General features: G+C 63.9%; 15 protein-coding genes. 12 read left to right on the top strand and 3 right to left on the bottom strand.

What is annotated here, in order from left to right:
* Nucleotides 1-10 precede the first annotated feature (10 nt).
* The 6 genes from ilvC to rimI all read left to right on the top strand — a co-directional run bounded on the left by ilvC (nt 11) and on the right by rimI (nt 5,515).
* On the top strand, nt 11-1,027 hold the full coding sequence (gene ilvC, locus ENJ19_12195; GenBank protein HHM06481.1) for a ketol-acid reductoisomerase: 1,017 nt from the start codon (nt 11-13) through the stop codon (nt 1,025-1,027).
* Nucleotides 1,028-1,068: 41 nt separating this feature from the next.
* A complete protein-coding gene (locus ENJ19_12190) occupies nt 1,069-1,749 on the top strand; it encodes a phosphatidylserine decarboxylase (protein HHM06480.1) in 681 nt (226 codons plus the stop codon).
* 12 nt (nt 1,750-1,761) lie between these two features.
* Nucleotides 1,762-2,550 (top strand): CDP-diacylglycerol--serine O-phosphatidyltransferase, encoded by a 789-nt coding sequence (pssA, locus tag ENJ19_12185; GenBank protein HHM06479.1) that lies wholly within the window; start codon nt 1,762-1,764, stop codon nt 2,548-2,550.
* Nucleotides 2,551-2,788: 238 nt separating this feature from the next.
* Nucleotides 2,789-4,324: a 2-isopropylmalate synthase gene (locus ENJ19_12180; protein HHM06478.1), complete on the top strand. Its 1,536-nt coding sequence runs from the start codon at nt 2,789-2,791 to the stop codon at nt 4,322-4,324.
* Nucleotides 4,325-4,331: 7 nt separating this feature from the next.
* On the top strand, nt 4,332-5,021 hold the full coding sequence (locus ENJ19_12175; protein HHM06477.1) for a uracil-DNA glycosylase: 690 nt from the start codon (nt 4,332-4,334) through the stop codon (nt 5,019-5,021).
* A gap of 11 nt (nt 5,022-5,032) precedes the next feature.
* Nucleotides 5,033-5,515 (top strand): ribosomal-protein-alanine N-acetyltransferase, encoded by a 483-nt coding sequence (gene rimI / locus ENJ19_12170; GenBank protein ID HHM06476.1) that lies wholly within the window; start codon nt 5,033-5,035, stop codon nt 5,513-5,515.
* Between the two features lie 337 nt (nt 5,516-5,852).
* On the opposite strand, the gene ENJ19_12165 is transcribed toward rimI, so the two are convergent.
* On the bottom strand, nt 5,853-6,488 hold the full coding sequence (locus tag ENJ19_12165; protein HHM06475.1) for a hypothetical protein: 636 nt from the start codon (nt 6,486-6,488) through the stop codon (nt 5,853-5,855).
* Nucleotides 6,489-7,076: 588 nt separating this feature from the next.
* Here ENJ19_12165 and ENJ19_12160 point away from each other — a divergent pair.
* Both ENJ19_12160 and ENJ19_12155 read left to right on the top strand, forming a co-directional pair.
* Nucleotides 7,077-8,513: a glutamate--cysteine ligase gene (locus ENJ19_12160; GenBank protein HHM06474.1), complete on the top strand. Its 1,437-nt coding sequence runs from the start codon at nt 7,077-7,079 to the stop codon at nt 8,511-8,513.
* On the top strand, nt 8,498-9,571 hold the full coding sequence (locus tag ENJ19_12155) for a peptidase M14 (protein HHM06473.1): 1,074 nt from the start codon (nt 8,498-8,500) through the stop codon (nt 9,569-9,571). Before ENJ19_12160 ends, ENJ19_12155 begins: the two co-directional genes overlap by 16 nt.
* A 64-nt stretch (nt 9,572-9,635) precedes the next feature.
* On the opposite strand, the gene ENJ19_12150 is transcribed toward ENJ19_12155, so the two are convergent.
* Nucleotides 9,636-11,282, bottom strand: a complete 1,647-nt coding sequence (locus ENJ19_12150) for a DUF945 domain-containing protein (GenBank protein HHM06472.1) — start codon at nt 11,280-11,282, stop codon at nt 9,636-9,638.
* Between the two features lie 33 nt (nt 11,283-11,315).
* Between ENJ19_12150 and ENJ19_12145 the strand changes: the two genes are divergently transcribed.
* From ENJ19_12145 to ENJ19_12130, 4 genes are all read left to right on the top strand, one after another.
* Complete coding sequence (locus tag ENJ19_12145; GenBank protein ID HHM06471.1) at nt 11,316-11,621, top strand: hypothetical protein; 306 nt, start codon at nt 11,316-11,318, stop codon at nt 11,619-11,621.
* A gap of 19 nt (nt 11,622-11,640) precedes the next feature.
* Nucleotides 11,641-12,198, top strand: coding sequence for a cupin (locus ENJ19_12140; GenBank protein ID HHM06470.1), 558 nt, complete (start codon nt 11,641-11,643; stop codon nt 12,196-12,198).
* Nucleotides 12,195-12,890, top strand: a complete 696-nt coding sequence (mtnC, locus tag ENJ19_12135; protein HHM06469.1) for an acireductone synthase — start codon at nt 12,195-12,197, stop codon at nt 12,888-12,890. The genes ENJ19_12140 and mtnC overlap by 4 nt, the downstream gene beginning before the upstream one ends.
* A gap of 234 nt (nt 12,891-13,124) precedes the next feature.
* Nucleotides 13,125-14,009 (top strand): DMT family transporter, encoded by an 885-nt coding sequence (locus ENJ19_12130; protein HHM06468.1) that lies wholly within the window; start codon nt 13,125-13,127, stop codon nt 14,007-14,009.
* Nucleotides 14,010-14,024: 15 nt separating this feature from the next.
* On the opposite strand, the gene dusA is transcribed toward ENJ19_12130, so the two are convergent.
* Nucleotides 14,025-15,023, bottom strand: a complete 999-nt coding sequence (dusA, locus tag ENJ19_12125; GenBank protein HHM06467.1) for a tRNA dihydrouridine(20/20a) synthase DusA — start codon at nt 15,021-15,023, stop codon at nt 14,025-14,027.
* Nucleotides 15,024-15,043: the final 20 nt, after the last annotated feature.

Raw genomic sequence — 15,043 nt, 5'->3', positions numbered from 1 at the left:
GGAAACACACATGAAGATTTATTACGACAAACACGCCGACCTGTCCTTGATACAAGGCAAACAGGTGGCGGTTTTGGGATACGGTTCCCAGGGTCATGCCCATGCCTTGAACCTGAAAGATTCCGGCGTGAAAGTGGTGGTGGGCCTGCGTCCGGGTTCTGCTTCCGCCGAGAAGGCGCGCAATGAAGGTCTGACCGTGCAGTCCGTTGCCGATGCGGTGAAAGGCGCGGACGTGCTCATGGTGCTGGTGCCCGACGAACACCAGGCCCGCTTGTACCGGGACGAGATTGAGCCCCAGCTCAAACAAGGCGCGGCCCTGGCTTTCGCCCACGGTTTCAACATCCACTTTGAGCAGATTGCACCGCGCCCTGATCTGGACGTGATCATGATCGCGCCCAAGGCCCCCGGCCACACCGTGCGCAGTGAGTTTGTGAAAGGTGGCGGCATTCCGGATTTGATCGCCGTCTACCAAAACGCCAGCGGCCAGGCCAAGGATATCGCCCTGTCCTACGCCAGCGCCATCGGCGGAGGTCGCACCGGCATCATTGAAACCACTTTCCGGGAAGAGACCGAAACCGATCTGTTCGGCGAGCAGGCCGTGCTCTGCGGCGGTGCCACGGCCCTGGTGCAGGCCGGTTTCGAAACCCTGGTGGAAGCGGGCTATCCGGCGGAAATGGCCTATTTCGAATGCCTGCACGAGCTGAAGCTGATCGTCGATCTGATGTACGAAGGCGGCATCGCCAATATGCGCTATTCCATTTCCAACACCGCCGAATACGGTGACGTTACCCGCGGCCCGCGCATCGTCACGGAACAGACCAAGGCGGAGATGAAAAAAATACTCGCGGAAATCCAAAGCGGCGAGTTCGCCCGCGAGTTCATTTTGGAAAACCAGGCCGGCGCGCCCAAGCTCAAGGCCCTCAGGCGCATCGGGCGCGAACACCCCATTGAGGAGGTGGGGGCGCGGTTGCGGGAGATGATGCCCTGGATCAGCGCCAACAAGCTGGTTGACCGCAGCAAGAACTGAGGCCGGGCAGTGCGCGCCGGGGCCGGCTGCAGGGCCTGCTGATGGTGGCTTCCCGCGAAGCCTTGATAGTGGCCGCGACCGCCCTGGCGGCGGCCGTTGCCGTTTACGCCGTGACAGGCGCCGCCCTTTGGGTGGCGCCTTTCGCGCTGGTGGCGGCCGTGGTGCTGTACATGCACCGCGATCCGGACCGGGAGGTGCCAGCGGCGCCCTTGGCGCTGGTGAGTCCGGCGGACGGGGTGGTGCGTTTCGTGGGCGAGGTGCGCGATCCTTATCTGGACCGGAATTGCCTGTGTGTGCGCATCAACATCAGCTTGCTCGGCCCCCTGGTGCTGCGCAGTCCCACCGAAGGCAAGGTGGCGCAGCAGTGGTTCCATCCGCGGGGCGGGGCGGCGCATGCCCGCGTGTCAGCCGGCGGCCGCTACGCCGTGTTGATTCAGACCGACGAAGGGGACGAGGTGGTGCTGGAGGTCAGCGGTCGCTTCCTCGCCTGGCGTCTGCGCTGCCGTGCGGTCACCGGCGAACGGCTGGGGCAGGGGCAACGGTGCGGTTATTTGCGCTGGCGGGCGCGGGTCACGCTCTACGCCCCGGGCGGCACCCGCGCCCAGGTGGAAAGCGGTGAGCGGGTGCTGGCCGGCCGCAGCGTATTGGCCAGTCTGGTGCATGGCGCGGCAACGGCCGCAGGGGAGGCGCACGGCGAAGCCCGGTCTGCGCCCGCCGTTTGAGGAAGCATTGTCATGGCCGAAGAACCCGTTAATCATGCCAAGCCGGGGCGGGGAATTTACCTGCTTCCCAATCTGTTCACCACGGCCGGTCTTTTCGCCGGTTTCTACGCCATCGTGGCGGCCACCAACGACCGTTTCGAAGCCGCCGCCATCGCGGTCTTTGTGGCCATGGTGACCGATGGCATGGACGGCCGCATCGCCCGTCTGACCAACACCCAAAGCGACTTCGGCAAGGAATACGACAGCCTGGCAGACATGGTGGCCTTCGGTCTGGCGCCTGCCCTGGTGGCCTATGAATGGGCGCTCGGCGGCCTGGGCAAAATCGGCTGGCTGGCGGCCTTCATCTATGCTGCTGGGGCAGCGCTGCGCCTGGCCCGGTTCAACATCCAGCATGGTGTCTCCAGCAAACGCTATTTTCAGGGGCTGGCCAGCCCGGCGGCGGCGGCGGTGATGGCGGGAATGGTTTGGGCGGGGGCCAGCCACCAATGGGACATGAACGGGGCTTTGAGCTTCTCCGTCGCGGTGATTACTGTGGCGCTGGCTTTGCTGATGGTCAGCAATATCCGTTACCGCAGCTTCAAGGATCTCGATCTCAAAGGCCGGGTGCCTTTTATCGCGGCCTTGTTCATCGTACTGACCTTTGCCTTTGTCTCCATCGACCCGCCCCACGTCCTGTTCGCCATCTTTTCCCTCTATGCCGTATCCGGGCCGGTGGTGACCCTGATTTTTTTGCGCAAACATCGGGCAGAGCGCCGCCACGGGGGCGGCGGTCCCGGTGAGCCGCCGCGGGAAAGCGCTTGACAAGGCGCGAAGAGAGCCGATATGGTTGAAACCATGTTCGTCTTTGAATCGTCCACCCCCGCTCGCGCGCCCTTGGCCGGTCTCCCCGGCGCCGCGCTGCGTGACCGCCTGCTCCTGCTGCTGCCCTAGCGGGCAGTTCACTCAGCTTTCTCACCGTTGCTTTTTGTTGCGCCCCCCACGGCGGATTGCCGGGGTTTTCGGGCTTGCGTAAACTTCATCACAAGGCAGGATCGGGACCATGAGCGACAAGCTTTACATTTTTGACACCACCTTGCGCGATGGCGAGCAAAGCCCCGGCGCATCCATGACCAAAGACGAAAAGGTGCGCATCGCCAAGTCGCTAGAGCGCATGGGCGTGGATATTATCGAGGCGGGTTTCCCCGTTGCCAGCGGTGGCGATTTCAACGCCGTCAAGGCCGTGGCTGAGGCGGTGAGCGGCAGCACCGTGTGCGGCCTGGCCCGCGCCCTGGAGCGCGATATCGACTGCGCCGCCGAAGCGCTCAAGGCGGCTGCGGCACCCCGTATTCACACTTTTATCGCCACTTCCCCCATCCACATGCAGATGAAGCTGCGTATGGCGCCCGATCAGGTGTTGGCGCAGGCGGTCAACGCAGTGAAACGGGCGCGGCGTTACACCGACGATGTGGAGTTCTCGCCGGAGGACGCCGGCCGGTCGGAGTTGGATTTTCTGTGCCGGGTGCTGGAAGCGGTGATTGCGGCCGGCGCCACCACGGTCAATATTCCCGATACCGTGGGCTACGCCATGCCGGAACAGTTCGGCAGCCTGATCAAGGCGCTGCGCGAACGCATTCCCAATTCCGACCAGGCCGTCTTTTCGGTCCATTGTCACAACGACCTCGGCTTGGCCGTGGCCAACTCGCTGGCGGCGGTGCGAAACGGCGCCCGCCAGGTGGAGTGCACCATCAACGGTCTGGGCGAGCGGGCCGGCAACGCGGCCCTGGAAGAAGTGGTGATGAGCGTGCGCACCCGGCCGGATGTTTTCAGCTGCGAAGTGGGTCTGGATACCACCCAGATAGTGCCCACCAGCCGCCTGGTGGCGGGCATCACCGGTTTTACCGTCCAGCCCAACAAAGCCATCGTCGGCGCCAATGCCTTTGCCCACGAGTCCGGCATCCATCAGGACGGTGTGCTCAAAAGCCGCGAGACGTACGAGATCATGCGGGCCCAGGACGTGGGTTGGTCAGCCAACCGCATGGTTCTGGGCAAACACTCCGGGCGCAATGCCTTCCGCACCCGCCTGGGCGAGCTGGGCATCGAGCTGGGCTCGGAAGCTGCGCTCAACGATGCCTTTGTGCGCTTTAAAGAGCTGGCGGACAAAAAGCACGAGATATACGATGAGGATTTGCAAGCCCTGGTGACCGAGGCGAACACGGAGGCGGAGCACGAGCATATTCAACTGGCTTATCTCAGGGTGTGCTCCGAATCTGGCGAAACGCCCCGGGCGACGGTGCGCCTGCGGGTGAACGGTGTGGAGCGGCAGGGTATGGCCGCCGGTGACGGCCCCGTGGATGCCGCCTTCAAGGCCATAGACGGCATCGTGGAAAGCGACAGCCGCTTGCTGCTCTATTCCGTCAACGCCATTACCAGTGGCACAGATTCCCAGGGCGAGGTCACCGTGCGCCTGGAAAAAGGGGGCAGGGTGGTCAACGGCCAGGGCGCGGACACAGATATCGTAATCGCCTCCGCCAAGGCCTATGTGCACGCCCTCAACAAAATGCTGGCCCCGGAACAACGGGCCCATCCCCAGCTTTGAAACGCAGATGTCAGGTGATCCGCCATCCACACAGCGCCGCCGGGCCTGTCTTGCCGCCATGGGGGTGCAAACATGGCGTTTGCGCAAGGCCGGGTCGGCCCCGCCTGGCGCCGTCGGCGAAGCGGGAATTGGGGAGATGGGCTGGGACGCACTGGAGCGGGAAGTGGCGGCCTGCCGCCGCTGCGCCTTGCACGCGCAGCGTCGCCAGGCGGTGTTTGGGGTGGGCGACCGCCAGGCGGCGTGGATGATCATCGGGGAAGCACCCGGTGCTGAGGAAGACCGCCAGGGAGAACCCTTCGTAGGGCGGGCGGGCTTGTTGCTGAACAATATGCTGCGGGCTATCGGCCTGCGCCGTGAGCAGGTGTATATCGCCAATATCGTCAAGTGCCGTCCGCCGCGAAACCGCGATCCGCGGCCCGAAGAAGCGCAGCAGTGCGCGCCCTTTCTACAGCGCCAGATCGACTTGGTTCAACCCAAAATCATTCTTGCCGTGGGCCGGGTGGCGGCGCAGAACCTGTTGCACAGCGACAGCCCCGTGGGCAAGCTGCGGGGGCGGCGGTTTCATTATGGTGAACGCTCGATTCCCTTGGTGGTCACCTATCATCCCGCCTATCTCCTGCGTTCCCCAAAGGAAAAGCGCAAGGTCTGGCAGGATTTGTGTCTGGCCCGCGACGCGCTTGCCGATAAGAGCGATTAGGCGTTGAGCGCATGAGCAGCGTAGAGAAAGACAGGTGCTGGCCATCCCTCAGTGTTCACCGCATCCGCGTGATGAGGGAGGCGGACCTGGATGCTGTTTTGGCCATTGAGCGTGCTGCCTATGAATTTCCCTGGACGGCGGGTATTTTCCGGGATTGTCTCCGCGCCGGCCACCTGTGCCGGGTGATGTACGATCAGTGGGGGATATTTGCCTACGCCGTGATGTCGGTGGGGGCGGGGGAGGCCCATCTGCTGAACATCTGCGTTGCCACGGGGCGGCGGCGGCGGGGATACGCCGGTGAACTGCTGGGTGTCATGGTCCGGCTGGCGCAGAAGCTGGGCGGCGACACCTTGTTTCTCGAAGTGCGGCCTTCCAATGCTGCCGCCCGCCGCCTGTATGCCGCCTTGGATTTTAACGAAGTGGGCTACCGCCTTAATTACTATCCGGCGCGGCGCGGCAGAGAAGATGCCATCATCCTCGCCAAGCACATCTGAGCTGCTTCCTTCGGTGGACGCCAAAGGGTCCCCGCCGGGCGGGAGATTGTCCCGATGCAGTCCCCAGCACCGCGGGCAATGGGCGTGGCCGTTCCCGGGCATGTTGTTTCGAAGCGGTATGAAGCCGGCTTTGATCTTGGGGTGAAGGGCGGTGGGCTGCCTGGGTCGAGTATTTTGGTGGTCTTTTCGGGAAGGGTTCCGCGCGGCAAAGCGCCATTTGGAGAGACGTTGACAAGAACGTGGAATTGTCCGTTTCCCTGCAGGAACAGGAAAAAGAACAACACCACCCGCGGCCGGATTCGGGCGCGCGGGTGGCCTGGACTTACGCTGCGGCGGTTTATTCCTCGCTTAAGAAGTTGTTCAATTTGCCCACCAGTTCATTGCAGGTGGTCAGGGCCGCTGCATCGTCCGCTTGGGGTTCGAGCATTTCGCCGCTGGCGGAATATTCGCACAGCTTGTTCTCCCCCTGACGGGGATCACTGAAGATGGCGAGGTGTTGGCTGGCAGGGTTGTATTTGGCGTTCAACAAACCACCCACGTAGTAGATGTACTCGCTGGAGGCGCTGTGCCACAGTACCCGGGGGTGATGCTGCATGCGTTTGATGGCGGCAATCACGTCCGCCGGCGGAATGGGCAGGAGTTTTTCCGCCAGGGCTGCGCCACCGGTGTCCGCCGCCGGTGCCGCTTCGGCAGCGGTGTCGGCGGTGCCCTCCCCGCCGCTGACTTCGGCGGTGGCCAGATCGCCTTCAGCGCTGCTTTCCTCATCCATGGGGATGACTTCAACGGCAGCGGTCTCCTCTGCCGGAGGTGTTTCTTCTTCGGTGGCCGCCACGGTCTCGCCTGCCTCCGCCCCTGTGGCGGTTTCCGCTGCGGCCGGGTTTTCGCCTTCTGTGAGACCGGCCTGATGGGCGCAGCCGGACAGGACCAGCAGCGGTATCAACAAAGAACCTAAAATACAAAAACGGACTGGCATGTTCTCCCCTCCCCAAATCAAGGTGGCTTGTCTGTGATTATTCAACCGCACTGTTCAACCGGTGCCTTGCCCCCTGCCGAAGCCAGTCGTCCTTGTCCGAGAAGTTCGTTTGACTCAGGATTTTCGCTGCAGTGCGTGCTGATCGCATCCCCAAAAGCACGCGACGTCTTGATCTGAAAGCGGCGACAGTCGAAACGTGGTTTTTTTGGTTTCTCTTCGTGCAAGCACCCGCGTTTCCCGTGTCACCGGATGCGGGCTGAACCGGCGGTTTCCTTGTTCTTATTGAGGGTAATACCCTCTCCTTGAGTTTCCCAATCCATTATTGTATACGGGATTGACCTCACTGCAAGGCGATGGGACATTTCCCGAAACGGTGCCACGGCCTGCCTGGAAGCAGACGGGCCCTGCCCTGTTGTTGGATGCGGGAGACGGTTTTCATCAATGGGTTCGTGCCCGGTCCCGTTCGCCTTCCCCCACCGGCAGCGGCCGGGCGTTTGTGTTGAAAGACCGCGCGCCCGCGCTACTATATTGAAATATATGAATTTTATCCGTCGCCTGGGCCAGGCTTACAAATAGAAAGCAGGTACGATGGGGCAGGAAATTGACCATTGCAGCTTCGAGCCCGCTGACTTTCGGCGTTATCAACGTTGTTTGCAGGAGGAGACGGCGCGGGTGCTGACGCTGATCAGCGAGCACCGGCTCAGCGAGCGGGCGGGCGTCGGCGGTTTTGAGCTGGAGGCGTGGCTGGTGTGGGAGGACGGCCGCCCGGCGCCGCTCAACGATGCGTTTTTGGCCCGGCTGGGGGATGATCTGGTGGTGGCCGAGCTGGCCCGGTACAACGTGGAACTCAACGTTGATCCCCAGGCCATTGCCGGTGAGGGGCTGAGGCGGCTGGAAAAAGCGCTGCAACAACGCTGGTCGGCCTGTGACCGGGCCGCCCGGTCCCTCGGTGCGCGCATGGTGATGACCGGCATTCTGCCCACGGTTCGGGACAGCGATCTGACGCCGGGAAACATGTCTTCCTTGCGACGCTATGCGGCGCTGAACGAGCAGGTGTTGAAAGGGCGCAAAGGGCGCCCCATGCGTCTGGACATTGTCGGTCATGACCATTTGACCAGCGTTCACCATGACGTGATGCTGGAAGCCGCGGCGACCTCGTTCCAGGTGCATTTGCAGGTGCCGGCGGCGGCATCGAGGCGCTACTACAACGCGGCGATGATCTGTTCCGCGCCCTGTGTGGCCATTGCCGCCAATGCGCCATTTTTGTTCGGCAAAGACCTGTGGGAGGAAACCCGCATTCCTTTGTTTGAGCAGGCGGTGGAAGCCGGTGGCTTTTCCGGCGCGGCGAGCGGGCCGGTGCGGCGGGTGACTTTTGGCAGCGGCTATGTGAGTGAAAGCATCGCTGAAGTCTTTCGTGAAAACAAGGAGCATTATCCCCCCTTGCTGCCCGTTCATTTCTGTGGCGGCGCGGAACGGCTGGCGCATTTGCGTTTGCACAACGGTACGATCTGGCGTTGGAACCGGCCGTTGCTGGGCTGGGACAGTGAAGGGCGGCCGCACCTGCGTATCGAACACCGGGTCATGGCCGCAGGGCCCACGGTGGTGGATCAAATGGCCAATGCCGCGTTTTTCTACGGCCTGGTCGAACAGTTGGCGCAGCGTGATGTGGCGCCGGAACTGGTGCTGCCCTTTGAGGGGGCGCGGGACAATTTTTACGAAGCGGCGCGGTTGGGACTTTCGTCTCACCCCTGTTGGCTGGACGGTTCCAGGCACAATATGAAAATGCTGGTGCTGCACAGCTTGCTGCCCATGGCGCGCAACGGCCTGGAAGGGATGGATGTCGCCGCCGAGCTCATTGACCGTTACCTGGCTGTGATTGAAGAACGCGTTGCCCGGGAATGCACGGGCAGCGCCTGGCAAAGGGCTTTTGTCGCCAAACACGGGCGGGACATGGCGGCTTTGACGCGGGCTTATCGCGACCGTTCCGATACCGGCATTGCGGTGCACGAATGGGATATCGGGTGAAGTCCCCCGGCCGGTCGGGCAGGAGCGCGCCAGAGTTGACGGTGTTGCATGCCCTGCCCCGGGGCTTGTTGGGCAAAAGCGCCCGGGCCCTGCATGAAGTGCTGCCCGGCCCGACCCTGATCCACCTGCCCGGCCGGCGTTCCCCTCCGTTGTTCGTTTCGGTGTTGTTGCACGGCAATGAAGATGTGGGGTGGCGGGCCGTGCAAAGACTGCTGGGCGAATGTGGTGGCAGGGCCTTGCCGCGGGCCTTGTCCCTTTTCGTGGGCAACGTCGCGGCGGCCCGCGAAGGGCAGCGGCGCCTGCCGGGCCAGCCGGATTACAACCGCGTCTGGCCCGGCGGCGGGGCAACTGGCTGCGCCGAAGAACGGGTGATGCAGGCGGTGGTGGACGAAATGGCACGGCTGGGTGTCTTCGCCAGCGTGGATGTGCACAACAATACCGGCACCAATCCCCACTATGCCTGTGTCAACAGGCTGGACGCGCGCTTTTTGAGTCTGGCCGTATTGTTCAGCCGCACTGTGGTTTATTTCCTGCGGCCCACCGGGGTGCAGTCCATGGCTTTCGCCGGGCTTTGCCCGGCCGTCACGCTGGAATGCGGCAAAGTGGGGGAGCAGGCGGGGGTGGATCATGCCGCCCGTTTTTTGTCCGCCTGTTTGCATCTGAGCGATCTGCCGGCTCGGCCTCCCGCCGCCCACGACATTGAGCTGTTTCACACCGTCGCGGTGCTCAGGCTGGCGCACGGCAGTGGTGCATCCAGACCCAACCGTCCGTGCGATGGCGGCTGGATTCGTTTTGTGCCCGATTTCGACAGGCTGAACTTTCAGGAACTGCCCGCGGGAACCCTCCTGGCCCATGCCGATGCCACCGGCGAGGCGCCGTTACAGGTGTGGGGTGAGGGCGGGGAGGACCTGACCGGCCGTTTTCTGCAACAAAACGGCCGGGACATAAGGTTGCGGCGGCCGGTTATGCCGGCCATGCTGACCCTGGACCAAACCGTCATGCAGCAAGATTGCGTGGGCTATTTTATGGAACGGCTGCGCGGGCCTTTACGTCGCTGAGGGGTGTCCCGGTGGGGCCCGGCGCCGTGTTCAGGTGCGCTGCCATGCCCGCCGGGTCTGTGCCTCACCGGCCCATCATGACCATGCCGATCACGTCATCGGCGGGGTGGTTGTTAATGGTGAGCCGGCCCGCTTTGAAGCGCAAACGGCTCTGATACTGGGTGCCGCGGCGAATCAGATAACCTTTGCCTTCCAGCATGGCCAGCTGCTGACGTACCGCGCGCGCGATGTCGGCATCGCTGACGGACGACTGGGCGCTCCAGGGATCCTGCCTGTTCATCAGGCGCTGCCGGATGGGTGTGGTCAGGCGGTCGCGCAGCATGTTCACCGGCAGCGTGAGTTCTGCCTCCAGGCGCACTTTGTTCAGCAACAAGGGCAGATCCTGGGGTGCCAGGCTGAGATTTTCCGCCTTGTCCACGGTGAGCAGCAGCCGGCCGTTCACCGCACCCTGGTCGGTGGTGAACGCGAGACGTTTCAAGTCCAGTTCCGGCGAGCGTGCCAGGAGTCTGGGCACCGCTTGTTGCAACAGCTGGACTGGCGGTCCCGGTACGTCCTGGGGCGAGGCGCCCCTGGTGCGCAAGCGCTTCATTTCTTTGTTCATGAGGGCCACGGTGGCCGCGTCCAGCTTGCGCAGTTCCAGATCCAACAGGCCGGTGTCCAGGGAGCGGCCGCCCGCCACCAGTTTGTCGAATGCGATTTTCAAACCGGAGTTGAGGCTGTCCTGGCTGTCCCCCTGGGCCGAGGACCAGGCGGTCAGTGTCAGCTTTTCCAACGCGATGCCGCCAGCGCTTCCCGGCAAGCCTCCGGCATCGAACAATCGCAGTGTCCAGTGGGTTTTGCCCAGCCACAACTCGTGCGCCCCGCGCCGGTAGTCGCCACGGAGCCGGAGCCCTTTGAGTGTGACGTGCTGTCCCTCGCTCGTTCTGATGTCCAGGCCGGGTGCCCGGGCCCGGAAGACGATACGTGTTCCGCCCTCGGTGATGGCGAGGGTGCCACGCATGCCGTGCCAGGCCAGCGTGTCGGCCCCGTTGGAATAAGGGCGGGAGAACGCGGCAAGCTCGAGCTCCGTACGGGAAGTGCTGTCCAAGGCCACCACCGTGGAGGCGCCCGCGACCGCTTGTTTTTCCAGCACCCCAGTCAGGGCCTTGCTGATCTGGGGGGGGAGGGTCAGGGTGCTGGTGACCACGGCCAAAGCGCCGCCCAGGGCCGTGCCGGTGCTGGAATACAAAGGGCCGTGTTCGATGCGTTGGTGAATATTCAGCACCATCGCCCGGGCCCCCGTGCCGGCGGGGGAATAGGGTGGGCTGAGGTGTGCTGCAAGCCTTGCCTCTGAGGTGAACCAGCCCCGCTGGTAATTCGCAATGTCCACCTTCAGCCCTGAAGCCTCGGCCCACCGGGACAGCGCTTCTTGGTATTGGTGTTCGAAAATGACACCCATACCGTAGGGTGCGGCGATCAGCCCCAGTCCCAGCGCGGCCAGGGTGGCCAGGGCGGCGGTTTCCAAAGAAGGTTTCATCGCTGTTTCTCCCCGGCCGGGGTGCTGCTCCGGTGGGAGGCCCCTGGGCTCATGAGTATTTTCAGGCGGTGGTGGCCGGTGCCACTCAGCGGAACTGGCCGCGGCACCGGTCTTCCATGGCGCTGGATTTGGGTGACAGCTTGTGTGTCGGATGCGGCGGGGGGTTCTTGAGCGGCGCCACGGGAAAGCGTACATTGTCCCGCCTGCGACCAGTGCTGGAGGTTGATCATGGGGCGCGAGAGGGTGTATGTGGGTCTGGACCAGGATGAATACGGCGGCATGAATCCCACCGGCACGATTATCCGCGATGCCTGGGTGTTCGGTTTTCTGCCGGAAGGTGAGACTTGCGCCGGCTGGGGTTTGGACCGCATTCAGAAATTATACGACCAAGTGTCCGAGGCTTGGGCCGAGCACGGCTACTCGGTAGCGAAACTGCCGCAAGACCTGCGGCAGCGCCACCTGCGCATTCACGCCGCGGCGGTGGCCCGGGCCCGGGAGCAGGGCTGGTCGCCTGAGCTGCTGGATGAGGACTGAACAGGCGGAGGGTGTTTCAATGAGCCGGCTGGCCATTTTTGACGAAGGCGGGCGCCTGCTCGAATCGGAGGCAGACGCCGCTCGCATCAGCGCCCGCCTGGATGGCGTGGGCGTGTTGTTCGAGCGCTGGGAAGCGGAGGAGAAGCTGGCCGCGGGCGCGGGCCAGGATGACATCCTGGCGGCTTACCGTCGTCCCGTAGACCGCCTCAAGCGCCACTACGGCTTCCAGGCCGCGGACGTGATCAGCCTCAGTGCCGATCATCCCGGCAAGGCCGCCCTGCGTCAGAAATTCCTCGACGAACATACCCACAGCGAATTCGAAGTGCGGTTTTTCGTCGCCGGCGGGGGCCTGTTTTACATCCACGCGGGGGACAAGGTGTATGCCGTCTATTGCCGGCAAGGGGATCTCATCAGCGTGCCTGCCCGCATGCCCCACTGGTTTGACATGGGCGAGCAGCCTGAACTCACATGCATCCGCCTGTTCACCAACCCCGAAGGCTGGGTGGCCCACTATACCGGCAGTGATATTGCCCGGCGCCTGCCCACCCTGGACGCCTTCCTGGCCGGGCAGCCGTGATCCGGGCCATCCTCACCGACATTGAGGGGACCACTTCGTCTTTGAACTTTGTCAAAGAGGTGCTGTTTCCCTATGCCCGCGCACGCCTTGCCGACTTCGTTCGGGACCATGGCCACGAGTCCGCGGTCCGGCGCTGCCTGGACGAGACCCGGGCCCTGTGCAAGGTGGATATGACTGACGACGAGGCCGTGCGCGTGCTGGAGACATGGACGGATGAGGACCGCAAGGCCACGCCCCTCAAAGCCCTGCAGGGCATGATCTGGGAGCAGGGTTTCCGTGCCGGCCATTTCACCGGCCACATATACGAGGACGCCGCCCGGTGTTTGAAAGCCTGGCGCGCGCAGGGTTTGCGTCTCTATGTGTACTCCTCCGGCTCCGCGCAGGCGCAGAAGCTGTATTTTGCCCACAGCGATTTCGGTGACCTCAGCGGTTTGTTTCAGGGCTTTTTCGACACCACCAGCGGCCCCAAGCGGGACACCGCTTCCTACCGGCGCATTGCCGCGCAGATTGCCCTGCCGCCCGGCCACATCTTGTTTTTGTCCGACGTCAAAGAAGAGCTGGACGCCGCCGCCGCCGCGGGCATGGCCACGCGCTGGCTGGTGCGCGACGGCGATATCGATGGCGGGGCCGCCCACCTCCAGGTGGCGAGTTTCGACGACATCGTCATTGAAACGCCATCATCCCTTGCTTGACAGCGCTTTCGCGCTGCTGGCAGACTCACCTCCATGTTCAGCGCGCACCGCATTATCCGCCGACAAGCAGCCTTCCACCTGCCCTGGGCAGGCGGCTCAGCCGGTTTGCGGTCGCTCGCGGAGCACACTTATCGACCCCGTTTCTAAGTACATTCGATAAGTCTCAAGATCACTCTACGAAGGCCGCGGACCCGCAAGGATCCGCGGCCTTTTTGCATTTCGGGGAGCGCAAACATGTCACTGCCGGCCGCCTACGCGGGCGTGATTCTCATCTGGTCCACCACCCCTTTGGCGGTGAAGTGGAGCTGCGAGGGTCCGGGTTACTTGTTCGGGGTCACCAGCCGTATGGTGATCGGCGTGGCCTTGTGCCTGTTGATCCTGGCCTTGCTGCGCCGCCGTTTGCCGCTGGGGCGCCGGGCGCTGTTGGGCTATGGCATGGCCAGCATCAGCATTTACGGCGCCCTGTTGTGCGTGTACTGGGGCGCGCGTTTCATCCCCTCCGGCTGGGTGTCGGTGTTGTTCGGCCTGACGCCCTTATGCACCAGCGTATTGGCTGCCTGGTGTCTGGGCGAACGCGCCCTCACCGGGCCAAAAGCAGGTGGCATGCTGTTGGGCTTGGCGGGTCTGGTGCTGATCTTTGGCGACAGCCTGAATCTGGGGGCGGAGGGCCTGGAAGGGGTGGCGGCTGTTTTGCTGGCCGTGGTGTTGAGCGCCGTGAGCGCAGTGGGGACCAAGAAATACGGCGGGCACCTGGACCCTGTGCCCCTGACGGCGGGCACGGTGCTGGTGTCCACCCTGTTGTTTGTGCTTACCTGGGCCCTGGCCGGCGCCCCCGGGCCGGTGGCCATGCCGGAAAAAGCGGCCTGGTCCATCGTCTACCTGGGTGTGTTCGGTTCGGTGCTGGGTTTTCTCCTGTACTTCTATGCCCTGCAGCAGAGCAGCGCCAGTCAGGTGAGTCTGATTTTGTTCGTCACGCCCGTGTTGGCGCTGTTCTTGGGGCACTACCTCAATCGGGAGCCGGTCAGCGTCGCGGTGGCTTTGGGCACAGCATTGATTGTGGCGGGGCTGATCCTGCATCAATGGGGCGGAATCCTGCTGATGCGGTTCAGGCGCTGGTAAAGGGCGCCGTGGGCACTATCCCCGCCGTCTGACTTGCCGGGCGGCGTCAAGCAAGACCCGGCCGTCGGCACCCTGGCGGTGGGCCTGTTCGCTCAAATGCCGGCGCCACGCGCGGGCGCCGGGCTGGCCCTGGAACAAGCCCAGGAGATGGCGGCTGATGGCCTGCAAGGGGGTGCCCCGGGCGAGCTGGGTGGCCACATAGGGCTGCAGGCGTGCCACGACCTCGTGGCGGCTGGGGGCCGGGGTGGGGTCGCCGAACAGGCTTCGGTCCACGGCGGCCAGCAGATAAGGATCGTGATACACGGCCCGGCCCAGCATCACGCCGTCCACCCGTGGCAGGTGGGCGGCACTTTGCTCAAGGGTGGTGATGCCGCCGTTGATGACTATCGTCAACTGGGGAAAGTCCTGCTTGAGGCGATACACCCGCGCGTAGTCCAGTGGCGGCACGCTGCGGTTTTCCCTGGGGCTCAGCCCCCGCAGCCAGGCTTTGCGGGCGTGAATGATGAAGGTGGTGCAGCCCGCCTCTGCCACCGTGGAAACGAAGCGGTGGAGAAATTCATAGCTGTCGTGGTGGTCGATGCCGAGGCGGGTTTTCACCGTGACCGGCACCCGTACCGCCGCCCTCATGGCCGCGACGCTCTCCGCCACCCGCTCCGGTTCCGCCATCAGGCAGGCGCCGAAACGTCCGGCATGGACCCGGTCAGAGGGACAGCCCACGTTGAGGTTGATTTCGTCAAAACCCGCGTCGGCCGCCAGGCGGGCGGCGCAGGCCAGTGCGGCGGCCTCGCCGCCGCCCAGCTGCAAGGCCAGCGGGTGTTCCGCGGGATGATGGGCGAGCCAGCGGCGGGTCGCGCCGCGCAGCAGGGCACTGGCGGTGATCATCTCGCTATACAGGCGGGCGCGGCGGGAGAGCAGGCGGAGGAAATAGCGGCAATGGCGGTCCGTCCAGTCCAGCATGGGGGCGACGCAAAAGCGCCACGGGGAGTGGGTGGCTGTCTGCGGCGGGCGTTCCATGTCCGGGGTGCCTGCGCTTC

The organism is Gammaproteobacteria bacterium, from assembly GCA_011375345.1.
Classification (GTDB): Bacteria; Pseudomonadota; Gammaproteobacteria; order DRLM01; family DRLM01; genus DRLM01.
Note: the sequence above shows the minus strand (reverse complement) of the source record. Positions and strands in the feature narration are given on the sequence as shown.